The organism is Petralouisia sp. (assembly GCF_056822245.1).
Map to the genome: position 1 here is coordinate 45,269 of NZ_JBQIOP010000016.1, position 24,703 is coordinate 69,971.

Sequence of the window (24,703 nt, forward strand, 5' to 3'; positions counted from 1 at the left end):
GCCCTCCTATGCATTGGTTTCCAGCAGACCCCGGTAAAATTCATCGATCATCTGCCGGTATTCGTCAAATTTATACAAATCTTTATTTGCCACGTCATATTTGATGGCAATTACTTTCTCAAAAATACGGTTTTCCCGCAGCAATGCCATCGGCATCCCCATCTCAATCAGCTCTCTGCATTTTTCATAAAGATAGAGAATAACCTTCATCATCCGCAGCTGTTTTTCCAGGGGAACAAACGTATCCTCCTCATGAAACGCATTCTGCTGCAGAAATCCTAAGCGAATCACCCTTGCGATTTCCAGAATCAGCTTCTGGTCGTCCGGCAGCACGTCGCTTCCGATCAGCTTTACAATCTCATTCAGACGGCTCTCTGTGGTAAGAATATTTAAAAGCTCATTCCGGCAGGGAATAAAATCTGCTCCTGCATTGGCCCCATACCATCCTTCCAGGTCATTTAAGTATTCCGTATAACTGGTCAGCCAGTTGATGGCCGGATAATGCCTTGCATAAGCCAGAGATTTGTCCAATGCCAGAAAACAGCGGACAAAACGCTTGGTATTCTGGGTCACCGGCTCAGAAAAATCACCGCCCTGGGGAGAAACTGCCCCGATAATCGTAACGCTTCCGTCTGTGCCGTTTAAATTCTCCACATACCCGGCCCGCTCGTAAAACGCAGACAGGCGGCTGGCCAGATAAGCCGGAAAGCCCTCTTCTGCCGGCATTTCCTCCAGACGTCCGGACAATTCCCGCAGCGCTTCCGCCCAACGGGACGTGGAATCTGCCATAATCGCCACATGGTAGCCCATATCTCTGTAATATTCAGCCAGGGTAAGCCCGGTATAAATGCTTGCCTCCCGGGCCGCCACCGGCATATTGGAAGTATTTGCAATCAATGTGGTCCGATCCATCAAAAGATTTCCAGTTTTAGGGTCTACCAGCTGAGAAAATTCCTCCAGCACATTGGTCATTTCATTTCCCCGCTCGCCGCATCCGATGTAAATGATAATATCCGCATCCGACCACTTGGCAAGCTGATGCTGCGTCATGGTCTTTCCGGTTCCGAAGCCTCCCGGAATGGCTGCCGTCCCGCCTTTTGCAATGGGAAAAAGGGTATCCAGTATCCGCTGTCCGGTTACCAGCAGGCGATCCGCCGGATACCTTCTCTGGATGGGTCTTGGAATACGGATGGGCCACCGCTGCGTCATAGTCAGCTTCTGCTCCTCCCCGGTTCGGGTGCGGATCACAGCCAGAGTCTCCTCTATGGTGTACTGCCCGTCTTTCACTGCGCGAATCACAGTGCCCTCCACTTCCGGCGGCGCCATAACCTTATGGACAATGGCAGGCGTTTCCGGCACTTCCGCAATGACCATTCCCGGCGTCAGGATATCCCCTTCCTTCACCGTAATCTTTGTGTCCCATTTCTTTTCCCGATCCAATAAATCCACATTGACGCCCCGGGGAATGTAGGCGCCTGACTGCTGCCCAATCAGCTGCAGGGGACGCTCGATTCCATCAAAAATATTCGTAATAATGCCCGGCGCCAGAGTGACGCAAAGAGCGCGTCCGGCGCCCTCCACCAGTTCTCCGGGCTTTAAGCCTGTGGTTTCCTCAAACACCTGGATGGTTGTCTGCTCTTTGGTCAGACCAATCACTTCCCCCACCAGCCGGTGCTCTCCCACATAGACCATTTCAGACATTTTAAATCCCAGATTACCCAAAATGGTGATAATCGGCCCGTTAATTCCGTATATTTTTCCTGTTACATTCATAAAAACGTCTCCTCCTGCTCTAATTTCGTCATAAAGGATTCATCAATTAAAATATTTCTGGAACGGATCACTGCCCGGATTCCTCCGCCGAATTCCATATTGCTGACCGTTAATTCCACCCCTGTGTCCCGCTCCAGCCTTTCTTTTTTATCTGCGTCCGCAGGATCGATATAAACTGTAATTTCCTCTTCTTCGGCCACTTCCTTCGCCATCCTGATTTTGGCAGCCAGGTACTTCTGGTAATCTTCTGTCTGCTGATACTGCTTCAGCCTCTCCTTCACCTTTTCTGACAGCTTCTCTTCCCACTCCCGCTTACAGCTGTCCAACAGCCGCTTCTGACGCACTACCTCCTCAGATACTTTCCGGTTCAGTTCCCGGCGGATTGCGGTTTCTTCCATCTGAAATTTATGCTCCATCTCCATCTGCCTGTTCTTCTGGAATTCTTCATTCTCTCTTTGACAGGCCTCTTCATATTCACGAATTAACGTATCACTTTCACTGTTTGCCACATTGATGGTAAACTTCTGAAATACTTCCAGCTTTTCCTTTATCTGCATTCCTTTTCCTCCCGTCCGGACAGCTTCTAAAGTTTCAGTCCGATTGCCTCACTGACGTAATCTGTGATAAAATTCTCCTTCCGGCCGGTTCCGTGGCGATCCGGAATCTCAATCAGCAGGGGCAGGCGCCGGTTTAACTTTACTTCATCAATCAAATCCGGAAATTCCCTGCCGAACTTCTCTGTCAGCAGTACAATTCCAATCTCCTTATCCTGAACTGCCATATCCAGAGCTTCCTTTAATTCCTGACGCTCATGCACCACAACGCCTTCCACGCCGGCCAGCCGCATTCCCGTCCAGGTATCCCTGTTATCACTGATTAAATACATCTTCATAGCCGATCTCCTCTATCCCAGAATTGAGAAAGAAATCAGCAGACCATACAAAGCAATGGACTCTGCCAGAGCCACGAAAATCAATGCCTTACCCATAATACTGGAATCCTCGCTCAAAGCGCCCAAAGCTGCGCTTGCCGCACTTGCCACGGCAATTCCCGCGCCGATACAGGAAAGTCCCGTAGACAAAGCCGCTGCAAGATAACGCCATCCTTCCACACTGGCTTCTGCCGCTTCTCCGGCTGCCTGTACATTGCCGCTGAACAGTAAAATATCCGCCACCAGCACCGTTCCGAAAAAGAAAAACAAATTGCTGGCCAACGCCGCCTTAAATCCGCCCTCTTTCCGCTTGCTCAGTAAGAATCCGCCCACCGGAATTATCATGCTGCAAAGTAAAATCACCACTAATATAATTTTCGTTACCATTTTCCTATCCTCCTGTTAAACAATCAATTCTGTTATCTCTCTTCCTGTTTTCTGAATGGAACAAAAGGTTTTCCATCCCCTGTATAAAAACGGCTGAACATCTCATAGTACTCCAGACGAAGCACCTGAATTCCCACAACCAGCCCCTCCAGGCCGGCCACAAGGGCATTCCCCAGTATAATAATCACCCAGTTGGGATTTCCTTTCTCCAGGCCGGCAAGGGTCATTACCACGCCCATCATGCCCGCATGGCTTAAGGCAAAGGCCCCCACACGCACAAAAGAAATGGTGTTGGTGGCGTAACTGAGAACCACGTCAAAGCCTTCCACCAAAGCCTCCACGAAAAACATCACCTTACTGCCCTCCGGAAACAGGCTGCCTTTCTTCTCAATAAAATGGCTTAAAGGCTCTTTCAGCAATATTGCAATCAGCGGAACGCCCACTGCCGTTCCAATCAGGAGCGTTGCCGGCAGGCCGTGCCCGGCAGCAAAGAGCAGAACGCAGAAAAACACAAATCCATAGCAGATTAATCCTGCCAGTCCGCTCTGGTGAAACAGAAGCCTTCCGTATTGTCTGGCGCGGACGGCATTGATCATATTCAATACCATCGCCACCAGTATCAGCACTCCGCCAAATCCAATGGCAAGCATCAGCGTATTCATAATATTGTCCATGGGCTTCATCCACAGCGCCGGAATCATTTCTTCAAATCCAAAGAAGCTTCCGTACAGGAACCCGAAAATTACAGACCAGACGCCGGCCACGCCCACAATTCCTGCCAGCCGTATGTGTTTAATCCTGTAAAGCAGGATTCCTCCCGCTAACAAACATGCCCCCTGTCCCACATCTCCGAACATTACGCCGAACATAAAGGTATAGGTCAGCGCAATAAACAGGGTGGGGTCCATCTCGTTGTAGCCGGGCAGCCCGTACATTTCCACAAACATTTCAAAAGGCTTTAATATCTTCGGATTCTTCAGCCTGGTGGGAGGCTTGCTGTCTAAGTCATCCCCCGGCTCCTCCTCCACACAGTTGATATGTTCATCCATGGCAATTTCCCGCTGAAGCTGTTCTGCATCCTTCCTGGCCATCCATCCATACAGGATATAGTGCTCAATGCCGTCCTCCCTGGCTCTGGTGCAGGCTGCATATTTGCGGATTTCAAAATTGTCACAATAGCTTTTCAGACATTCGCAGGCTGCCAGAATCTCCTGCTCTTTGTCCTTCACCAGCTCTACCGCCTGCAGCTTTAAGCTTTCCAATTTCTGCTGATAGTTCTGCAGAAGCTCCCTGGCCTGTTCAAATGCCTGTCTGGGGGTGTCCTCCAGATTATCCGGCACCTGAATCGCTTCAAAATGAAACGAAGCATAGACGGCTTCAATCTCCACCAGATGGGTATGGGGTACAAAGTAAACACCCCAGACATATTCGCTGTCGTTGTTGCACTCATAAAACAGCGTGTAGGGGTTATGAAACACATACTGCTCCACTTTATGGTAATTCTCCACTTTGATTTTGCCAAACTGATAATCAATAAAATGGAAATCCCGCAGCTTGCAGAGTTCAAAATCCAGGCCGATAAAGGGGGCGATCTCCGCCATCCATTCTTTCAGTTCCCGCTGCTTTTCCTGCACCTCTTCCTGCTGTTTTAACACATCCGCCAACTGTTCGTGGGCTGCAAAAATAATTTCCCGGGCCTGCTCTGCCGTCACCTCCAGATCCGTTTTCCTTGAGACTTCCAGATATTGCTTTAATTCTTCCCCCTTCTGGGCGGCTTCCCTGTACAGATTTGTTTCCACAAAAGGCCGTACATTTTTTAAATTGTTCAGGCTTGTCATTGCATTTTCAAAATGAATGTCATATTTATTCAAATACAGCTTCACCACCCGGTCAATATCATTTTTGGGACCGGTAATATGCAACAACTTCATTTTCTCAATCAATGCTTCCTCCTCCAATCCTCCTGTATTCTTATTTCATTCATATTATAATGAGTTTCCGAAGCTCCCTGGCCGGAACCTGATACCGTATCCCCTCCAGAGCGGTGGTAAGACGTTCGATTTCCTGTTCCTTTTCATAAAAATAATAAAACACCGGAGCCATGGAAGCCGGATATTTCCGGCAGATTCTCTGATACATTTTCTTCATCACCTGATGATAGGAAATCTCATCCTGCATCTTCACCAGTGCATCCCTGCCTTTAAAATACATCGTATTTCCCAGAATCCGACAGAACTCTTCCGTCTGTTCCGTCTCTAAAAGCCTCTGTTTCTCAGTTCTTTTTAATTTGTAGTTCAGCGGAATCAGCATCTTGGCCGTTTCCTCCGGTTTCTGGCGGAAAAATTCCTTTCCCCGGTACATCCACATAATATTCAGCCAGTCCGCCTGGGTGCCGAACACCTCCCAAAGCACCTGCTTCATCTGGCTTTCGGAAAATTTAACAATCTGCTTCCACACTTCTGTAAAATAGGAGTTCTCTATCTTAGGAACTCCGTCGCCAAACTGAAGCTGGGGTAAATACAGCGCCAGGGCCTTCCTTTGCTGCTCGTTCCCAAACCGGTACAGCTTCTGGTAATCCTCCAGAATGGAAGTATGAATCAGCTCCTCTACCTGTCCCCGATGCCGGATATCCTCCCGTCCCCCGTAAATCTTCCCGTAGCTTTCCTGCTCCCGGAGAAAATCAATGGTTTCAGGAACTGTCTGGAATTCCGTAATCCGTTCAAAATCTTCTTTCTTCAGCAGCCGGCTGCGCATGGCTCTCGTCTTGGTGATCAGCCCGCTGTACTGCAGTAATTCTCCGGCCATAAGCTACACCTCTGTGATCTTTTCTACCATCTGTTCCGCAATCTGATCCAGGTTCTTTTCACACCTCTCATTCAGCTGCGTGATCCGCTCCTGATTCTTCTTCACAACCGCTTCCAGTTCCTCCTCTGTCTGAGTCTCCAGCTGAGAGCGCAGAATGGTAAGCCTGCCTTCTAATTCTCTTTCCAGTTCTGTTACGCAGTCCTCCTTCTGCTTCCTGCTCCTCTCTGTCAATTCCTGTTTCTTTCTGGCGGCATTCTCCATAATCTGCCCCGCCTGCTCTTCTATTTCATAAAGCCCCATTATAATTTCATTCATTGTACCCATCTTCCTTCCTAAAATACAGCCGCACTGCAAACTGCTGCTCCTTCACGCCGCTTGCCATACGAAATGACAGGGATTTTGCAAGCTCTTTCATGAAGCTTATCAGTAAATTCCGGACTTTCACATTCCGGATCTTATAGCTTTTCTCTCCCGGAGGATGCTGACAGAACATCCGCATGACATATACCGGCCCCTCTTTTTCAACCAGTATCACGGTGAGGTAAGTATGAAACATCTGCTGACACAGATAGCCCCCTAAAAACATTCCGTAAGCCATCCGGGGCAGAATCTCCCGGGGCACTTCTTCTCCGGTTTTATTCTTAATCTGCAGCACGCATCCTTCCTCCGGATAACTGAACCGGATCTGCAGATACTTTCTGTGAAATTGCCAGTCATGCTCCTCAAACATATAATAACGCATAAATTCCTGCAGAAGCTCCTCGCAGGCGGAGGCGGCAAAATCAGCCTCCGAGCCGTTTATTTCATTCATCTCCGAATTCAGGTTTCCCCGGATTATGCCTGAAGCCGCATGGTAAATGCCTCTGTATTTTCTCTTTTTCTCCTCCAGTTTCTCAGAAAACCGCTGACACACTTCCTCCAAACGCGACAGTTCCTGGCCCATTTTCCTGAGCCGCAGTTCTTCTCTTTCCAATTCTCTGTGGTATTCCAATGCCTGCTGAATGGGATTTACAAGATCCTCCGGCAAAAAAAACGGTTTCAAAATTAATTTATAAATTCTGACACGGTTAAAAATCTCCAGAGTCTCGGCAACACTGTCCATCTGTGTCATGGCGATTCTCACCGTGGAAGGCGAAATCATTTCCGCCATATCAAAGACTTCTTTACCTGACATTATCGGCATTTCCAGTTCACTGATCAGCACTGCTGCCGAATGGTTCTTCAAATAATCCAGGGCTTTCTCCGGATACTGGAAAAACTCGCAGTCTATCTGCGACCTGGAAGCCTCCAGCATCCGCCGGTATCCTTCAATGTTTTTACTTTCATGATCCAGAATCACTACTGTATTCACAACCTGCCTCCCTTCGGGGAACCAAACAGTCCCCTATTCTGCTCCGTCGTCCTTTTCTCGCTGCCTATCATTATATCAGAATATATTAAATTTTTCAAAATTTTTTTCGAAACATTGCGAAACACATACAAGCAGCCCACATATGATACATTGTAATCAAAATATTGGAGGATTTGAACATGAGTGATTTAGCTGCTACAAACTGTGGATGCGGATGCGAAGGAAATAACAACGGAGGATGCTCTTCCATTATCTGGTTAATTATCCTGCTTTGCTGCTGCGGCGGCGGATGCGGAAACGGCGGTTTCTTCGGCGGAAACGACGGATGCGGATGCGGCGGCGGAAACAGCTGCCTGTGGATTATCCTGCTTCTCTTCTGCTGCGGCGGAAACAGCAATGGATTCGGCGGCGGCTTCTGCTGCTAATCCCCACTGGAATTTTTCTTTCCTTCCACCAAAAAGACGGAACCGGCGCAATGCGCCGGCTCCGTCTTTTTCTCTATCCCTTGGCTTGCACCGCCCAATTTCCATTTCTCCTACTTTTCCAGTATAAACTGTCCCACAAGTTCATCCAGAATCTGAGCCTGCGCCGACAATTCCTCACTGGTGGCGGAAGCTTCCTCAGCAGTGGCCGCATTGCTCTGCACCACTTCTGAAATCTGGTTAATGCCCAGTTCCGCCTGATGCATTGCCTCACTCTGATCTTCTACCATTCCCTTTAAATTTTTGGAAAAATCTGCAATCTGCTTAATGCCGTCCACCACAGAAGCAATGGCGTTGGAAGCCCGCTCTGCCGCCCGGTTTCCTTCTGTCACTTCCCGGATGGAGCCTTCAATCAGTTCTCTTGTATCTACCGCCGCCTGTGCGCTCTGATCTGCCAGTTGCCGAATCTGGTCTGCCACTACTGCAAAGCCCCGGCCGGACTCTCCGGCTCTGGCAGCCTCAATGGAAGCGTTTAAAGACAGCAGATTTGTCTGGGCCGCAATGGATTCAATTTCAGAAATAATATCCCCAATCCGCGTAGAAGCGTCGTTGATCCGCTGCATTGCCGCCATCATGGTATCCATTTCTTCCCGGCTGTTATCTGCCTCATTGGCATAATGCTGGGCTTTCATGTAAGATTCCCCTGCACTCTCCGCACTCTTTTCCATGGTAACTGCAATGTCAGAAATGGTCGCATGAAGCTCCTGCACTGCCTGAGCCTGCTCCGTTGCCCCTTCTGCAAGGCTCTGGGACGCTGTAGCCAAATCCCCGGAACCAATGGATACATGCTCTGAAGCCTCTCCGATGGATATAAGCGTCTGGGTCATCTGTTCCCGCAAGCTGTACATGGATTCATATAATTTACCAAAATCTCCGGTATATCTGTCAGAAGCGTTGGACTGAACTGCATAGTTTCCTCCTGCCATCTGTCCCAGAACTTCATCAATGTCGTGAATAATCACATTCAGATTATCGGCCATCTCTGTGGCGTCCTTCTCCATATGCTCCACCTCGTCCCCGGTTTCAACCAGCGGAAACGGAGAAGAAAGGTCGCCGGTTGCAAAGGTTTTCAGACGGCTTCCCAGTTTTCCAAGAGGTTCTGAAATCCTGACAGCAATGCTCTTTCCAATCTTTGTGGAAAAGACAATTGCAACAACTGCTGCCGCTACCATCGCAGCCGCCAGAACCCAGCCTGTAGTATTCAAAATTACAGACAGACGGTTTCCTTCCTTTACCTTCACGTTCAAAAGCTCTTCCAGCTTTATGTAGATACTGTTATAAACGTCTGCCAGTTCACCCAGCGCAATATCCTGAGCCTGTTTGCAAAGCTCCCGATCCGTGGTTGCGCCGATATCCATGATCTCCTGATCCAGCTTCCAATATGTTTCCAGTTCAGCCTTAATCTCATCATAAGTCTTTCTGCCTTCAGCTGAAACAATTGTATTTTCAATCAAGGCAAAATTTTCTTCAAATGCCACCTTGCTTTGTTCATGCTGCTCCACCACTGCGGCAATGGCATCCGGATCACCATATCCAATGGCTGCCCGAAGAGACGACCTCAAATCTGCAAATTCGAACATCGTCTTGCCGATATCCCCCTGAGCAAAACCATAATTGTGCAATGCATAAGAATACCTGTTCGATACCACCAGCACCGCAATCAATCCTAATAATGCTACTGCCACTGTAATTGCTGACACCTTCGCAAAAGATTTGGTAAGCCTCTTTTCAATGCCTGCCTGTTGTACATTCATTCCTCAATCCTTCCTTTCTCCCTGCTCTTCAAATGCTTTCGCCGACAATCCGGCTAACTGGGGCTGCCTGTCATCAGCGATAGTCCATCAAATAATATTATAACTCATTTATCAAAAGTCACAATACCTAAAAATACTTAAATTTTCCAATTTTCGATATATTTTTGCACAAAATTATGTTATTTTTGCACAATTTGCATAAAATGCTCGTTTTGGAACATACTTTGGTACTACAGCGGACAATCTATATTTCGATACGCAGGAACTGCCGGATTGGCCATGTCCAAATATAAAACGTTGGCTGTAGCACAAAATCCGTGTATTACTCCGGCGGTTAAATATCGCAGCAGATGGAGGTTGGGGAAAGTAAGACACTGTGATATTTAACCGCCGGAGTAATATTATTTTTTACAGAACGGTTCCGTCAGCTCCCCGGCCCCAGCCGGTTCTCCCGGGCCGCCGGTATGGATACTGCTCCCGGCCCTCCTGCCGGTTCTTAGGATTTCTTTCCGGATGCTCCTTTCTTCGGATGCACTCTTCATCTATCTCATAAACACTGTTTCCATCTATCACTAACCTTCCCACGGAATTCATCTCCTGAAATGTACTCCCTACTATTATACTCAGATGCACACTTATTTGCCAAATGATTTTCTGAAAATCACCTGAGGGCAAATCATGGAGACGGCGGGAATCTCCTGCCAAAAAGATGCGAAACGCCCCTTTTGTCATATCATCTGGCATTCTTACATAGATTAAAATAAAAAAGGTGAATGCAATGGAAGCGATTGATACACTGATTCAGGATAGGCACCTTGAAATGATAAAAGCTGCCATTCCCTATTTAGATAATTCCCGGCAGAGAAATATGGCAATGCTGGTCAAATTTATGGAATTGCAGCGAACCATGGCGCTGTTTCAGAATTCCGGAAATGATTTGCAGATGTGTTCGGAGGAAGAACGCAAAGACCCGGTGCAGATGCTGACTGCCATACGGGAATACTGCACAGACAGGGAAAAAGAAATGCTAGACAGCATCATCGGCTTTGCCCAGATGTTTTCCACCTATGAAACTCTGTTTACCGCAACTTAAACGCAGCCACAGAAAGGAAAATTATGAACCCACAGGACATATTAAACAACCCGCAGCTTCAGAAAAATATTTCTCCCGATAAACTTAAGCTGCTGATGGAGCTTGCCGCCAGTAATTCTGCTAATACCTCCTCTCCCCAGGCTATGGCGGAATCTTTGAAAAACGCCTCGGAAAGCGTAAAAAACCAGGGCATGGACTTCTCCTCCGCAGAGCGGGATATGATCATTGAGGTGCTGAAGCAGGGCATGCCGCCCCAGGAACAGCAGAAAGTGAATCTGCTGATGCAGATGATGAAAAATATGCGGAAATAAGCAAACAAGAAAAGCCCCTGCTGCAGCGCTTTCAATGCCGCAGCAGGGCAATATTTCTTACAGGCTCATAAACGATACATGAAAACCTGCTACCTTCCTTGTCCCACATATGTTCACGACTGGTTCAATGCCATTGAACTCTTAGGAAAACGCTGAACCAGCTCATAAGTATTTCCCTTTTTCTTCATGGCATAGTACCTGTTCTCATTTCTGAGTGATGTTTTCATCCAAAAGTATCTTCATTCGAACCCTTCCTGATATGGAACATCCAAAATTTCAATTACATATTCCATAGCTTCCCCCACTTCACGCTCTGTCAAATTATACTCCTCACAAATTTCAGAAATTGTCATTTCATCTTTGAAACAAGCCACAATCAGGCTGACCGGTATTCTTGTATTTTCAATTACAGGCATACCGCTTAATTTTTTCTCATCCATTTGAATTGACTGAAATTTCCTGGCGATTCTTTTAAAGTATTGTTCCATCTCTTGATAATTTGCGCTCGCGCTTTTTAAAAATATAATGCCATTTCCCATATTTTTATTATATGTTTCCTGTATCATATTTAAACATGGTTCGCATTCATTTTTGGCATTATAAGTATATTGAACCCTTTCTGGAAAAACCATTTCATAATCTTTCACAAACAATTCTGCCATATGTTTCTCCACTCCCTTCCAGCCACAAATAAAATATGAAAACACTTTCATACTTCAACGTACAAATTTTTCACTCTTCTCTCTCTTGTTCTATACTATCCATCATTTCTTTCAGCCCTGCCAACTTTTCTATCAATTCTCCCAGATCTCTTTTGGAAATTTCAAAGATACTGGAAATATCCTCATCATCTTTTTCTGCTATCATTTTTAGAATCGCTGAATTTGCTGCAATCTCTTTCGGGTTTTCTTCATTTCTATAACTTATAATCTGTGTTTCTAATAATTTAAAACAATTGATTTTGCTGTTTTTCTTAATATAGAGATGATTTTTTAAATCACTTTCTTTCGCATAAATTTCTTTTGCAATTTTCAAATCATCTTCTGGAATGCCTGTTCCTTCCTTGTCTTCTGCCAATTGTGCAATTATTTTTACAATGGAAAATACATATTCAACAAATTCTTTTTCTTTTAACTCCGGAAGCAAATCTTTCTTTTGAGGATCAACGCCAAGTGAAAATCCTGAAGTGTTCCAAACTATTTTAAGCAAACCGTCACTATAAGCATTCACTAACGCTTTTGCATATTCATTTTTCTTACTCATAAACCCGACACCTCTTCTCTAACGCACGTTTTTCCTGATTATACCATAATTATTTTTATCCCGCAATTCTTGCTTCCACATATAATTCATTTACGAAGCAGCGCAGAGATTACCAAAAATCCCTGCGCTGCTTCGCATAACCTATAAAAATTTTTATTATTTCATCACAATATTAATAATCCGTCCAGGAACATAAATCTCCTTCACCACAGTTTTGGTCAATTTATCTCCCAGCGCTTCTTTTCCGGCTGCAATGGCCGTATCCTTGTCCACATCCACCGGAAGGGTAACAGTTGCCCTGGTTTTCCCGTTGATCTGAACTGCCAGCTCTACGGTGTTTTCCACCGTTTTCGCTTCCTCATATTCCGGCCAGCCGCACTGGTAAACCCTGCCCTCATACCCGCAGGTCTGCCAGATTTCCTCTGTAATATGCGGCGCCACCGGATTTAAAAGAATCAGAAATGTCCGGAATTCTCCCCGGCTGATACTGCCTGCCTTGGAAAAATCGTTCAGCATGGACATCATGGCTGCAATGGCTGTATTGTATTTCAGGTTCTCATAATCAGAGCTTACCTTCTTGATTAACTGATGCATTCTGGTCTCAAATTCCGCCCGGTATCCGTCGCCGTCCACCAGAATATCCTGCAGCTTCCACACACGCTCCAAGAATCTGCGGCAGCCCTTTACGCCGTTTTCCGACCAGGAAGCGCTCAAATCAAAGGCGCCGATAAACATCTCATAAGTCCGAAGGGTGTCTGCGCCGTAGTCCATAACGATATCGTCAGGATTTACCACATTTCCGCGGGATTTAGACATTTTTTCCCCGTTTTCCCCAAGGATCATGCCGTGGGACGTCCGCTTCTGATATGGTTCGGGTGTGGGTACTATGCCCTTGTCATAGAGGAACTTATGCCAGAATCTGGAATACAAAAGATGCAGGGTGGTATGCTCCATCCCGCCGTTGTACCAGTCCACCGGAAGCCAGTATTTCAGCGCTTCTTCACTTGCAAGGGCTTCTTTGTTCTTGGGATCGGTATAACGCAGGAAATACCAGGAAGAGCCTGCCCACTGGGGCATGGTGTCCGTCTCCCGTTTTGCCGGCCCGCCGCAGCAGGGACATGTGGTATTCACCCAGTCTGTAATAGCAGCCAGAGGCGATTCTCCGTTATCCGTAGGCATATAGCTGTCCACTTCGGGAAGCTGCAGGGGAAGCTCGCTTTCCGGCAATGCCACATAGCCGCATTTCTCACAGTTTACAATGGGAATGGGCTCGCCCCAGTAACGCTGACGGGAAAATACCCAGTCGCGGAGTTTGAAATTGGTCTTGCCCTTTCCAATCTTCCTCTCTTCCAGAAATTCGATGATTTTCTTCTTGGCCTCTGCCACTTCCAGGCCGTCCAGAAATCCGGAATTTACCAGTTTGCCTGTGGCAACGTCTGTATAGGCTTCTTTCTGCACGTCCTCGCCGCCTGCCACTACTTCGATAATGGGAAGGCCGAACTTGGCTGCAAATTCCCAGTCACGGGTATCATGGGCCGGAACTGCCATAATCGCTCCCGTTCCATAGCTCATTAATACATAATCTGACACCCAGATTGGAATTTCCGCATCATTGACCGGATCAACGGCCCGCAGCCCGTCTATCTCCACGCCTGTTTTCTCTTTTGCCAGTTCCGAACGCTCAAAGTCAGATTTTCTGGCGGCCTGTTCCTGATAAGCCGCAATCTCATCCCAGTTTTTAATTTCACTTTTATATTTCTCTAAAATGGGATGCTCCGGGGACACTACCATATAAGTTGCTCCAAACAGGGTGTCCGGCCTGGTGGTATATACGGTGAGTTTGTCCTCTTTTCCTGCAATCCGAAAATCCACTTCCGCTCCCTGGCTCTTGCCGATCCAGTTCTTCTGGGAAACCTTTACCCGTTCAATATAGTCCACATCATTTAAGCCCTCCAGAAGCTTTTCCGCATATTCGGTAATTTTCAGCATCCACTGGCTCTTCACCTTGCGTACCACAGGCGCGCCGCACCGTTCGCAGACGCCGTTCACCACTTCCTCATTGGCAAGTCCCACCTTGCAGGAGGTGCACCAGTTAATGGGCATCTCGGTCTTGTAAGCCAGACCTTCCTGGAATAATTTCAGGAAAATCCACTGGGTCCAATGGTAATATTCCGGATCTGTGGTATTCACTTCCCGCTCCCAGTCAAAGGAATATCCCAGAGCGTGAAGCTGACCTTTAAAACGCTCCACATTGTTCTCTGTCACAACCTTCGGGTGGATCTTATTCTTGATTGCGTAATTCTCTGTGGGAAGCCCGAATGCATCCCATCCCATGGGATAAAGTACGTTGTAGCCCTGCATTCTGCGTTTTCTCGCCACAATGTCAAGGGCTGTATAGGGGCGGGGATGTCCCACATGAAGTCCCTGTCCGGATGGGTAGGGAAATTCTACCAATGCATAGTATTTCGGCTTGGAATAATCCTCCGCAGCAGCAAAAGCCTTTTCTTCCTCCCATATCTTCTGCCACTTTTCTTCCAAAGCTCTGTGATTGTACGGTGCTGCCATTTGATATCCTCCTAAATTTCAATCAATCCTAATCTAATTCTTCTAAAATTTTATCACATCAAAGATATTTGTCAAGAATCCCTGCACGCTTTTTGATTTCCCATCATATTAATATATAGAAACATCTTGTCACCGCCCGGCGGGAAAATAACCTGCCAGCTGCTCTATTTAAGAGACAGGGGCAAAGATTCAGGAGATTATTATGGCAAATTATGAAATAGATACGGTATTCACAGAAGATTCTTATGAAAATCCAGGCAGATTTTTTATGGAAATCGCCCTGACCCAGATGCCTGACGCCTATGCAGAACTTACGGGAAATCCCGGAACCGGAGAGATTACCGGTATGGTCCGCTTTTATTCCGTCGGCGCCGGCGTTTTGGTAAATGCGGAAGTTTACGGCCTGCCTGCAGGCACAAATCCCTGCAGCTCAGATATTTTCGGCTTCCACATTCACGAGGGCCATTCCTGCAGCGGAACGGCAGAGGACCCTTATGCCAATGCCGGCTCTCATTTTAATCCGGCCCTCTGTCCCCATCCGGCCCATGAGGGCGATTTGCCGCCTCTGTTCGGCAATAACGGCACCGCCTGGATGATGTATTCCACCGATCGGTTTTCCATTTCTGAAATTATCGGAAAAACAGTGATTATACACAGCGGTGTGGATGATTTTTCCAGTCAGCCTGCAGGAAATGCCGGCGCAAAGATAGCCTGCGGAACCATACAGGCAGTCTGATCTGCCAAAACGGGCCTGCAGGAGAAATTTCCGCTCCTGCAGACCCGTATATTCTGTATTGGTCAATCGACAATTCTTATAGCTGCGCCAGCTTAAACATTTCTATCATGTCGTTTAATTCGATTGCCTGCGCCGATAATTCCTCACTGGTTGCAGAACTCTGTTCCGCTGCCGCAGAATTAGACTGAACCACCTCTGAAATCTGTTCTATTGCCTGGTTGATTTGCTGCATTGCGCCATTTTGCTGACTGGAATTGTCCGCCACTTCTTCCACGGCTTTCACAATCTCTGAAATTCCATTGATGATTGCCTGCAAAGCCTGGGCTGTTTCGTCTGCGATTCTGTTGCCGCTTTCCACTTCGCTGTTTGCAGTCTCTATCAATCTTCTGGTATCTTCCACTGCCTCTGAGCTCTGACTTGCCAGATGCCCGATTTCCCCGGCCACCACAGCAAAACCCCGGCCGGCTTCACCGGCTCTGGCCGCTTCGATGGAAGCATTCAAAGACAGGAGACTGGTCTGATCTGCAATGGCTTCAATGGTCTGTATTATATTGGCAATCTCCAGAGAAGCGGCATTGATTTTACTCATTGCCCGGGTCATCTCCATGATATGCTCATTGCCTTCTCTGGCCTGTTTTCCAATTTCATCTGCTTTCCTGCTGGTGGCAACGGCATTTCTGGTATTCTGTTCCACCTGCTCTGCCAGATTATTGACTGTGGCAAGAAGTTCTTCAATGGAAGCCGCCTGATCCGTAGCTCCCTCTGCCAGCGCCTGGCCGCTTTCCGCCATCTGGTTAGAGCCAAGTCCCACCTGATCGGCAGATTCCCGAATATGCCCCAGAGTACCGCTTAAGGAGTGATTAATCCTGCGGACTGCCAGAAGGATTTCCTCAAAATCTCCCACATAGGAATCTGTCGCCCTGGAATGGACGTCAAAATTATTCTCTGCCATCTCTCCCAGCAGATATTTGATGTCTGTAATCATCTTACCAACTTCTGCCACAATCACTCCGGTTGCCTCTGCCAAAACTTTAGTTTCATCTTCAGAGGTAATGGCCGGGATATCCGAATGCAAATCTCCTCTGGCCAGTTCCTTCAGACGCTCCGCGCAGAGCCGGATAGGCGCGCCGATGCTTTCCGCCAGTTTTCTGACAATACTCCATGCAATGACAATGGTAACGAGCACAATGGCAATCGTCAGAATAATTCCAAAAACTGTCTCCCGGTTAAAATCTGAAAGAGGAGCCGTGATGGCAATGCTCCAGCCGTCGCTGTTTTCCACAGGAGCATAGGCCATAATCTTTTTCACGCCGTCGTAACGGTACATGCCAAAGCCAATTCCCCCTGCAATCATCTTCTTCTCCAGCTTCGCCAGAGCCTTCAGCCTGGAATCCTTCTCAGCATCTTTGATGGAATTGTCCCGTTTCTCCACCAGCTCCATATTTTCGTGGGCAATCACCGCGCCTTCTTTGTCTATCATATACGCATAGCCATGCTCGCTGACACTGGTAGACTTCATGATATCATTTAAAAATGTCTCTTCTGGAACCAGATACACTACGCCTATCACCTGGGTTCCCGAGATTCCGCCTTCCCATATGGGCGCTGCGATAATGGTGGTCATACTCCCTGTGGTCTTGCTGACAATCGGTTCTGAGACACAGGACTGTCCTCCCATTGCGGTTTTAAAATATTCCCTGTCACTGTAATCCTCACCTGTGAAAATACTGATGCCGTTTTTATCCAGGATATTCCCACGTATCAGGTCATTCGCCTCCACACGTTCATCAATAATCCGCTGTTTTTCCTCCAGCGTCACATCCTCCCTGGCAATACGCGCCGTCACTCCCAGATCTTCCGCAAGGTTGCGGTATGAGGTCATTTCCCATTCCACACGCTCGGAAGCCACTTTCGCGGTAGCCGCCATATTATGGCTCAGTGTGGAGTTGGTGCTGTGATTATTCAGTATGCTGGCAATAATTCCCAGAAGCGCCAACGGCAGGATTATCAGCGCCAGTACTGATATGGTAATCTTTCCCTGGATCGTCTCACGGTACAGACGCTTTGCCTCCTGTATACTGATAATCTTTTTACTCTTCGCCGTATGTTCTTTCTTTTTTGATTTCATACGGTCCACCCTTCTTTCATCTCAATTTCCGTCTGCTTAATCATCGCCGTTCTCAAGCTTATTGGCTCTCGCTGCAATTTCTTTTTCCTGAATATCAGAAGGAGCCTGTTCATAACGGGCAAATTCATAGGAGAACAGTCCGCTTCCGCCTGTCATGGAACGCAGATCTGTCATATATCCGTAAATCTCCATGTACGGAACGTCTGCCGCAATCTCTGTCTTACCGGTTTCTGCCGGATTCATTCCCAGTACGCGGCCCCGGCGCTTGTTCAAATCTCCCATTACATCGCCGGTATATTTATCCGGAACCACCACCTTCATGGTTGCGATAGGCTCTAACAATACAGGAGAAGCCTCCATCATTCCCTTCTTAAAGGCCTGGATGGTCGCCATCTTAAAGGCCATCTCGGAAGAATCCACCGGATGGTACGATCCATCGTAAAGAACTGCTTTTACGCCCACCACCGGATATGCCGCCATAGGCCCTTTCAATACAGATTCCTGCAGGCCCTTCTCCACGGCCGGGAAATAATTCTTGGGTACGGCGCCGCCTACCACCTGCTGTTCAAAGGTATAAGCTGTCTCCAGATCCCCGCTTGGCTCAAAGGTCATCTTTACATGTCCGTACTGTCCGTGTCCGCCGGACTGCTTTTTATATTTGTACTCAACGTCAGATTTCTTGCGGATCGTCTCCCGGAACGCAATTTTCGGCCTGCTCAGTTCAATATCCACTTTATAGCGTTCCGCCAGTTTGCTGACCACCACTTCCAGATGCTGATCGCCGATGCCGTAAATCAATGTCTGTCCGTTGGCGCTGTCATTTTCTGTTTTCAGGGTCAGATCCTCCTGCATCAATTTCTGCAACGCCTGGGAAATCTTATCCTCGTCTCCCTTCTTCTTTGCCTTATAGCGCATGTAGGTATAGGGAACAGAAATCTGAGTCTTTCCGTAAATTACAGGCGCAGCCTTAGTGGACAGGGTATCTCCGGTGGAAACCTTGGTCAGCTTAGCCAGGGCTCCGATATCTCCCGCATGAAGCTCCTTCACCTCAATGGGCTTATTGGCGCGCATCACATAGATCTTGCCGATCTTATCATCCATGTTCTTCTCAGAATTGAACAGTACATCATCGGTTTTCAGAACGCCGGAATTCACCTTAACCAGTGAATATTTTCCGATAAAGGGATCGGCAATGGTCTTAAATATGTAAGCGCTCTTTGGTTTTGCGATATCGTAATCTCCGTCGAAGGCTTCGTTGGTCTTCATATTGACGCCCTTGCAGGGACGCTTCTCCGGACTCGGCAGATATTTGAGAATATCATCCAACAGGGTATACACGCCCTGCACCAGCGTACTGGAACCCATGGAAACCGGAACAATGCTTCCGTCCACCACATTGGTGCGCAGTGCGGAGCGAATCTCAAATTCAGAAAATTCTTCCCCGGCAAAATAGCGATCCATAAATTCCTCGCTGGTCTCTGCCACTGCTTCCATCAGCGCTTCCCGGCACAGCTCCAGGTTCGCTTTGGAATATTCGGGAATCTCCGTTTCCACCACCTTGCCCTTGTCATCCCAGCGGTTTCCGGTCTGGGCCACAACATTGACATATCCCACAAACTTTTCATTTTCACGGATGGGAAGATGGAACGGCGCAATCCGCTTGCCGTACATCTCCTGTAAATCTGTCACTACCTGGCGGAAACTTGCATTGTCGTCATCCATTTCTGTTACAAATACCATTCTTGGAATCTTGTATTTCTCACAGATATCCCATGCCTTCTGGGTTCCCACTTCAATTCCGCTCTTGCCGGACACCACGATAATTGCAGCATCCGCCACACTGACCGCTTCTTCCACTTCCCCGACGAATCCAAAGTAGCCGGGCGTATCCAGTATATTGATCTTGGTATCCTCCCAGATAATTGGAACTACGGAAGTATTAACAGAAAAGAGCCGTTTGGTTTCTTCTTTATCATAATCGCTTAAGGTATTTCCATCACTGATTTTCCCCATGCGGTTTGTGATGCCGGACAGATATGCCATCGCTTCCACCAGAGTTGTTTTCCCGCTTCCGCCATGTCCCAGAAGTGCCACGTTTCTTATCTTGTCAGTTGTATAAACGTTCATATGAATTCCTCCAATACAAGTATATTTTATGATGTATATATTCTACTAAAATTTTGGGAATAATACAACCTTTTTATTCAACATTTACAAATCTGTTAAAAATCCTCCGATTTTCCTGTTGCTTTTTCACTTCAACGCACAAAAGCATTGACTTTTTTTTCTGTATCCTTTATGATAAAGTACATTGAACGTTTTACATCACAAACACGCAATCCTGCGCATTTCACGGTACGGGCAGGAATTGATTACAGTTTTACAGGAAAGGAATTTCTACATATGAAGCCTGAAAAAATCGGTTTTATCGGCCTGGGTCTAATTGGCGGCTCCATCGCCAAAACCATTCACCGGATTTATCCGGAGCTTACATTAATTGCATATGATTTGGATCAAGATTCTCTGGCCCTGGCTCTGGAAGAGGGAGTCATTGACGAAGCCTGTGAGGGTTTGACCGAATCCTTTGCCGGCTGCCGTTATATTTTCCTCTGCGCCCCGGTGCAGAAAAATACGGATTTTCTGGAAAAATTATCTGCGTTCGCCGGGGAAAACTGCACCATCACCGATGTGGGCAGCGTGAAATCCGCCATCCATCAGGAAATCGCCCGCACCTCTTTCGCCCCTTATTTTATTGGAGGGCATCCGATGGCCGGTTCTGAGAAAAGCGGCTATTCCCATGCCACCGCTTATCTGTTGGAAAATGTATACTATATTATAACGCCCAGTCCCAAAGCGGCTCCGGCGTCTGTGCAGGAATTCCGGGACTTTATCCGCTCCCTGGGCGCGCTTCCCATTGTACTGGATTACCAGGAGCATGATTTCATCACGGCGGCAGTCAGCCATCTGCCCCATATTCTGGCTTCCAGTCTGGTGAATCTGGTAAAAAATTTAGACAATGACAAAGAAATTATGAAACAGGTAGCCGCCGGCGGCTTTAAGGATATTACAAGAATTGCTTCCTCCTCCCCTGTGATGTGGCAGCAGATCTGCCTCACCAACCAACAGCAGATTTTAAAGCTCCTGGATGCATTTACGGCCTCCCTGGAAGAAACCAGAGACGCCGTTGCCTCCTCTGAGGGGGACAGTCTGTTTGATTTTTTCCAGACTGCCAAGGATTACCGGGATTCCCTTCCGCTTACAAGCTCCGGTTCCCTGCCAAAAATCTACGAGCTTTACTGCGATATGGTGGATGAAGCGGGCGGAATTGCGGCCCTTGCCACAATCCTGGGCACCAGTCAGATCAGCATTAAAAATATCGGAATTATCCACAACCGGGAATTCCAGGAAGGCGTTCTCCACATAGAATTCTATGATCAGGACGCTCTGGACAAAGCCCTTGTGCTGCTGAGAAAATATCACTATACCTTATATGAAAGATAGATATTGTGAAAACGAAAGGAACTGATGATTCATGGAACTTACAAGAAAACATTCATTTCATGGGGAACTTACCGTTCCCGGCGATAAATCCATTTCCCACCGGGGCATTATGTTCGGCGCCATTTCCAACGGGCTGACAGAAGTTACGAATTTTCTCCAGGGGGCGGACTGCCTTTCCACCATTGCCTGTTTCCGGCAGCTCGGCATTGAGATTGAAAATGACGGCTCCCGGGTTCTGGTTCACGGAAAAGGGCTCCACGGCCTGAAAGGCTCTGAACAGGTATTGGATGTGGGCAACAGCGGTACTACCCTGCGGCTGATTTCCGGTATCCTTGCCGGCCAGTCTTTTCAAAGCACTTTAAATGGAGACGCCTCCATCCGGAAACGTCCCATGAAGCGGATTTTCAAGCCTCTGTCTGAAATGGGCGCAAGATTTCAGTGCTGGGACGCCATGCATTTTCCGGAGCATCCGGCCAAATCCAGTTCCGACTGCGCGCCTTTCACCATTCAGGGCGGCAGTTTAAGGCATATCCATTACCAGTCCCCCATTGCCTCCGCCCAGGTAAAATCCTCCATTCTTCTGGCAGGGCTTTACGCAGACGGCATTACCAGGGTAACGGAGCCTGTTCTGTCCCGAAACCACACGGAACTGATGCTTGCCGGCTTCGGGGCAAACATTGTTTCAACAGAAACTACCGCTGCCGTGTGGCCGGAGCCTGTCTTAGAGGGACAATCCATCTGCGTACCCGGGGACATCTCTTCCGCCGCTTATTTTATCGCACTGGGACTGATCAGCCCCAATTCTGAATTTCTGATTCAAAATGTAGGGGTGAATCCTACCCGAAACGGCATCTTAAGAGCTGCTCTCGCCATGGGCGGAAACCTGACCCTTTTGAATGAGCGCACTGTTTCCGGAGAGCCTGTTGCAGATATTCTGGTAAAATCCAGCAGTCTTCACGGCACTGTGGTTGAGGGAGAGCTTATCCCCACACTGATTGACGAGCTTCCTGTGATTGCAGTTATGGCGGCTTTTGCAGAAGGCGAGACTGTCATCAAAGACGCCCAGGAGTTAAAGGTAAAGGAATCTGACCGGATTGCTTCTGTCACAGAGAATTTAACGGCTATGGGAGCTGACGCCCTTCCAGCCTGGGACGGAATGATCATCCGCGGCGGCAGGGCAATCCACGGCGCACGGATTCATACCTACGGAGATCACCGGATTGCCATGGCTTTTGCAGTTGCAGGGCTGAATGCGGACGGAGTCACCAGCTTCGATGAGGAACAGTGCGTGGCGGTTTCTTATCCTTCTTTCTACGAAGATATTAATAAATTGCTGGCTTAGCGCATGTTTGCGTTTTTCATACTTTATACCAGGGTAATATCTCTGACATAATACACATACAAACACATAAGAAACCGCAGCGAACAGAAAGCAGGTGATAATATGTTATTGGAAGAACAACAGGAAGCAGCAAAAGTAAAATTAGCAAGTTTCGGCATTGATTATTCTGATCTGGAATTCTAAAATATTATTATGCTTTGGAATATTTTCGGACATGTGCAGAGCGGGGCTGCCGCATTAAGAAGTAAATACTATATCTTGTATATTTACTTCTTAATGCGGCAGCCCCAATTTGTTATTTTTACTAACCAACGCGTATTCAGCCCGGCGCTCCGACACACAGGCCCAACTCTTATTCCTCCTCTATCGGCTTCCACGCCTGCCCGAACTTCACGTCCCGAAACAGGGCCGCAAGTCCGGTGATCTGCTTTAACCGCAGGATCTCATCTTTGCTCATTCCCATGTGCTTGGCAATCCAGGCGTCAGATCTTCCGATTTCATGAAGCTCTTTCACAATATTGCTCATCAGATCCACATCATGGCTTCCTCTGGCCCGGTTATGCCGAATGGTGCTCGCCATCCGGTTGGACAGGGATTTCTCAATGACAGTCACCGGAAGCATCCCGTGCTCCCTTTCATAGATGTCCTTATGCTCCTTCATCACCCGGTAACGGTGAAATCCGTCCACAATCACATATACATCCTTTTCTTTGGAGTAATAACAGACAATGGGCATGGTATAGCCGTCCTCCTTGATGCTGTCATACAACAGCCGCATTTCCGGCGGAGCCACCGCATTGGGATTGTAATCATTGGGGACAATCTTTTCGATGGGAATCGGCATTACTTTGTAAGCCGGGCTCTGGTATATTTTACTGCTCATTGGCAAATCCTCCGTATTTCTTCTTGATGGCGTTGATCTGCTCTTTTTCCCTGGCAGACAGGCCAAATCCCATGTATCTGCAAATATGATCATTTTTCAAAATACAATAGCACATTCGCTTCCAGCTTGGGATATCTTTGGTAGTTTTAATATCGTCGGTGTCATCCGGTATTTTTCCGGTAAAAATAATTCTGGAGCTTTTATTCACAGTATAATTGGAAATTCCGTTTCTCTGAATCTGATAGCCGTGATCCAAAAGCTCCTGAATGGTTTCCTCAGAAAGCCCTCCGCCGGTCTGATGCCAGAACTTCATGGACGTCCGGAATTTTTTCACATAATTATTCCGTATCCTCACCGGCAGCGTGTCCAGTAAAAACTTGGTGTAGGATTCCCAGGTGTGGCCCTCCGGCAGCTTGATATTCCGGTATGCCATAGCCTTTGACCTTGCATACACTGAGGCGAAATTGGCGCCCCGCACTCTTCCCACCAGTCTGGCCCAGATTTCCGGATCAATCACCCGGTACAGATTCAGGCTGTCTTTGGCGTAATCGTTAAAAGGCGATGCCACCCGCATCTGGCTTGGCTTTAACCCTGCCATATAATACAAGTCATACAGTTTATTATAGTCGTACCCAAATTGGAAATTCGCGGCCCACACATCGCTGTTGGTCCAGTCATACAGGGGCGAAGCGCACCAGACATCTTTAAACTGTTTGGAAATCCAGCATTCTCCCTTATAGCCGTATTTCCGGTTTAAAAATCCGCTGTAGCGCTGCATGGACTCCTCCGCCCGAATTCCCAGAAGGCAGACGGTGCTTTTTTTCCCATGCCGCTCCTTATAAAAACGCCCGAACTGTTTGGCCAGATTTTCCTGGGGCATCCGGTAATGGTAGTGATGAAAGGGATTTTCCATATTAATCACATAGGGGTGGCCGGGCATGGGCCGCACCCAGATATCCTTTTTCGTGTCATCCCAGGGATACCAGTACATCTCATAGCTGCTCACCGCCGTGCGGGTGGCCATGGGCAGACAGACCCAGAAAGGCTCCAGTTCCCGCTCCAGGCGCTGGAACGTCCGTTCCACATACTCGGTGGTCATTGTATACTGAGCTTCAAAATCCTGATGGAACAGCCCCACATTCCGATAAGGATAATACTTCCGCTTAAAATCCAGCAGCAGGTTCAGCAAAACCCCGCTGTCCTTCCCTCCGCTGAAAGATACATAAATATTTTCAAATTCCTCAAATAAAAAATGAAATCTCTTCTGAAGCGCCTCATAAACATTTTCTCTCTGATATTCCCGTACTCTCATGCTGTCACACACATCCTTGTTTTTCCAGAATTTTCCAGTTTCCCTACTATCATACTTCGAACAAAATATTTTTGCAACCTTTTTCC

Annotated in this window: 23 protein-coding genes; 6 read left to right on the plus strand and 17 right to left on the minus strand. The window is 47.5% G+C overall.

Translation table 11 applies throughout. The features are described 5' to 3' along the window. Nucleotides 1-6: 6 nt before the first annotated feature. Genes ACTO17_RS08195 through ACTO17_RS08230 form a run of 8 tightly spaced genes read right to left on the minus strand, consistent with a single transcriptional unit; the run spans nucleotide 7 to nucleotide 7,247 of the window. Nucleotides 7-1,773 carry a V-type ATP synthase subunit A gene (locus tag ACTO17_RS08195; RefSeq protein WP_482557583.1) on the minus strand — a complete coding sequence of 589 codons (1,767 nt, stop codon included), beginning with the start codon at nucleotides 1,771-1,773 and terminating at the stop codon, nucleotides 7-9. Further along, nucleotides 1,770-2,330 carry a V-type ATP synthase subunit E gene (locus tag ACTO17_RS08200; RefSeq protein WP_172538337.1) on the minus strand — a complete coding sequence of 187 codons (561 nt, stop codon included), beginning with the start codon at nucleotides 2,328-2,330 and terminating at the stop codon, nucleotides 1,770-1,772. Before ACTO17_RS08200 ends, ACTO17_RS08195 begins: the two co-directional genes overlap by 4 nt. A 26-nt stretch (nucleotides 2,331-2,356) precedes the next feature. Then, a complete protein-coding gene (locus ACTO17_RS08205) occupies nucleotides 2,357-2,665 on the minus strand; it encodes a V-type ATP synthase subunit F (protein WP_172538336.1) in 309 nt (102 codons plus the stop codon). Nucleotides 2,666-2,677: 12 nt separating this feature from the next. Further along, nucleotides 2,678-3,091, minus strand: coding sequence for an ATP synthase subunit C (locus tag ACTO17_RS08210; protein ID WP_482557584.1), 414 nt, complete (start codon nucleotides 3,089-3,091; stop codon nucleotides 2,678-2,680). A gap of 32 nt (nucleotides 3,092-3,123) precedes the next feature. After that, entirely contained in the window at nucleotides 3,124-5,034 is a 1,911-nt protein-coding gene (locus ACTO17_RS08215) for a V-type ATP synthase subunit I (RefSeq protein ID WP_482557585.1), read from the minus strand. A gap of 37 nt (nucleotides 5,035-5,071) precedes the next feature. Further along, nucleotides 5,072-5,896, minus strand: a complete 825-nt coding sequence (locus ACTO17_RS08220; protein WP_482557586.1) for a V-type ATPase subunit — start codon at nucleotides 5,894-5,896, stop codon at nucleotides 5,072-5,074. Between the two features lie 3 nt (nucleotides 5,897-5,899). Further along, nucleotides 5,900-6,211, minus strand: a complete 312-nt coding sequence (locus tag ACTO17_RS08225) for a hypothetical protein (RefSeq protein ID WP_482557587.1) — start codon at nucleotides 6,209-6,211, stop codon at nucleotides 5,900-5,902. Beyond that, nucleotides 6,204-7,247, minus strand: a complete 1,044-nt coding sequence (locus tag ACTO17_RS08230) for a response regulator (protein ID WP_482557588.1) — start codon at nucleotides 7,245-7,247, stop codon at nucleotides 6,204-6,206. The genes ACTO17_RS08225 and ACTO17_RS08230 overlap by 8 nt, the downstream gene beginning before the upstream one ends. Nucleotides 7,248-7,426: 179 nt before the next feature. Between ACTO17_RS08230 and ACTO17_RS08235 the strand changes: the two genes are divergently transcribed. Beyond that, entirely contained in the window at nucleotides 7,427-7,672 is a 246-nt protein-coding gene (locus ACTO17_RS08235) for a chorion class high-cysteine HCB protein 13 (protein ID WP_172538330.1), read from the plus strand. 110 nt (nucleotides 7,673-7,782) lie between these two features. On the opposite strand, the gene ACTO17_RS08240 is transcribed toward ACTO17_RS08235, so the two are convergent. Beyond that, complete coding sequence (locus tag ACTO17_RS08240) at nucleotides 7,783-9,483, minus strand: HAMP domain-containing methyl-accepting chemotaxis protein (protein ID WP_482557589.1); 1,701 nt, start codon at nucleotides 9,481-9,483, stop codon at nucleotides 7,783-7,785. 408 nt (nucleotides 9,484-9,891) lie between these two features. Beyond that, the gene (locus tag ACTO17_RS08245) at nucleotides 9,892-10,068 is read right to left on the minus strand and encodes a hypothetical protein (RefSeq protein WP_482557590.1); all 177 of its coding nucleotides are present in this window, start codon (nucleotides 10,066-10,068) and stop codon (nucleotides 9,892-9,894) included. A gap of 193 nt (nucleotides 10,069-10,261) precedes the next feature. On the opposite strand from ACTO17_RS08245, the gene ACTO17_RS08250 reads away from it, so the two are divergent. Both ACTO17_RS08250 and ACTO17_RS08255 read left to right on the plus strand, forming a co-directional pair. Next, nucleotides 10,262-10,576 (plus strand): hypothetical protein, encoded by a 315-nt coding sequence (locus ACTO17_RS08250; protein ID WP_172538328.1) that lies wholly within the window; start codon nucleotides 10,262-10,264, stop codon nucleotides 10,574-10,576. A 23-nt stretch (nucleotides 10,577-10,599) separates the two neighbouring features. Next, entirely contained in the window at nucleotides 10,600-10,887 is a 288-nt protein-coding gene (locus ACTO17_RS08255) for a hypothetical protein (protein WP_482557591.1), read from the plus strand. Between the two features lie 239 nt (nucleotides 10,888-11,126). Here ACTO17_RS08255 and ACTO17_RS08260 read toward each other — a convergent pair whose 3' ends face one another. From ACTO17_RS08260 to leuS, 3 genes are all read right to left on the minus strand, one after another. After that, nucleotides 11,127-11,549, minus strand: coding sequence for a DUF433 domain-containing protein (locus tag ACTO17_RS08260; protein WP_482557592.1), 423 nt, complete (start codon nucleotides 11,547-11,549; stop codon nucleotides 11,127-11,129). Nucleotides 11,550-11,619: 70 nt separating this feature from the next. After that, nucleotides 11,620-12,150, minus strand: a complete 531-nt coding sequence (locus ACTO17_RS08265; protein ID WP_172539453.1) for a hypothetical protein — start codon at nucleotides 12,148-12,150, stop codon at nucleotides 11,620-11,622. Nucleotides 12,151-12,306: 156 nt separating this feature from the next. Continuing rightward, nucleotides 12,307-14,715, minus strand: coding sequence for a leucine--tRNA ligase (leuS, locus tag ACTO17_RS08270; RefSeq protein WP_172535174.1), 2,409 nt, complete (start codon nucleotides 14,713-14,715; stop codon nucleotides 12,307-12,309). A gap of 202 nt (nucleotides 14,716-14,917) precedes the next feature. Between leuS and ACTO17_RS08275 the strand changes: the two genes are divergently transcribed. Then, on the plus strand, nucleotides 14,918-15,451 hold the full coding sequence (locus ACTO17_RS08275; RefSeq protein WP_482557593.1) for a superoxide dismutase family protein: 534 nt from the start codon (nucleotides 14,918-14,920) through the stop codon (nucleotides 15,449-15,451). 76 nt (nucleotides 15,452-15,527) lie between these two features. Here ACTO17_RS08275 and ACTO17_RS08280 read toward each other — a convergent pair whose 3' ends face one another. Then, complete coding sequence (locus tag ACTO17_RS08280; RefSeq protein WP_482557594.1) at nucleotides 15,528-17,579, minus strand: methyl-accepting chemotaxis protein; 2,052 nt, start codon at nucleotides 17,577-17,579, stop codon at nucleotides 15,528-15,530. 36 nt (nucleotides 17,580-17,615) lie between these two features. Then, complete coding sequence (locus tag ACTO17_RS08285; RefSeq protein WP_482557595.1) at nucleotides 17,616-19,706, minus strand: elongation factor G; 2,091 nt, start codon at nucleotides 19,704-19,706, stop codon at nucleotides 17,616-17,618. Between the two features lie 276 nt (nucleotides 19,707-19,982). Here ACTO17_RS08285 and ACTO17_RS08290 point away from each other — a divergent pair, with 276 nt between their 5' ends. Next, nucleotides 19,983-21,080 carry a prephenate dehydrogenase/arogenate dehydrogenase family protein gene (locus ACTO17_RS08290; protein ID WP_482557596.1) on the plus strand — a complete coding sequence of 366 codons (1,098 nt, stop codon included), beginning with the start codon at nucleotides 19,983-19,985 and terminating at the stop codon, nucleotides 21,078-21,080. Nucleotides 21,081-21,111: 31 nt separating this feature from the next. Further along, the gene (gene aroA / locus ACTO17_RS08295) at nucleotides 21,112-22,422 is read left to right on the plus strand and encodes a 3-phosphoshikimate 1-carboxyvinyltransferase (RefSeq protein ID WP_482557597.1); all 1,311 of its coding nucleotides are present in this window, start codon (nucleotides 21,112-21,114) and stop codon (nucleotides 22,420-22,422) included. 352 nt (nucleotides 22,423-22,774) lie between these two features. On the opposite strand, the gene ACTO17_RS08300 is transcribed toward aroA, so the two are convergent. Both ACTO17_RS08300 and ACTO17_RS08305 read right to left on the minus strand, forming a co-directional pair. Beyond that, nucleotides 22,775-23,305, minus strand: coding sequence for an IbrB-like domain-containing protein (locus ACTO17_RS08300; protein WP_172535725.1), 531 nt, complete (start codon nucleotides 23,303-23,305; stop codon nucleotides 22,775-22,777). Next, nucleotides 23,295-24,617: a phosphoadenosine phosphosulfate reductase gene (locus ACTO17_RS08305; RefSeq protein WP_482557598.1), complete on the minus strand. Its 1,323-nt coding sequence runs from the start codon at nucleotides 24,615-24,617 to the stop codon at nucleotides 23,295-23,297. The genes ACTO17_RS08300 and ACTO17_RS08305 overlap by 11 nt, the downstream gene beginning before the upstream one ends. Nucleotides 24,618-24,703 lie beyond the last annotated feature (86 nt).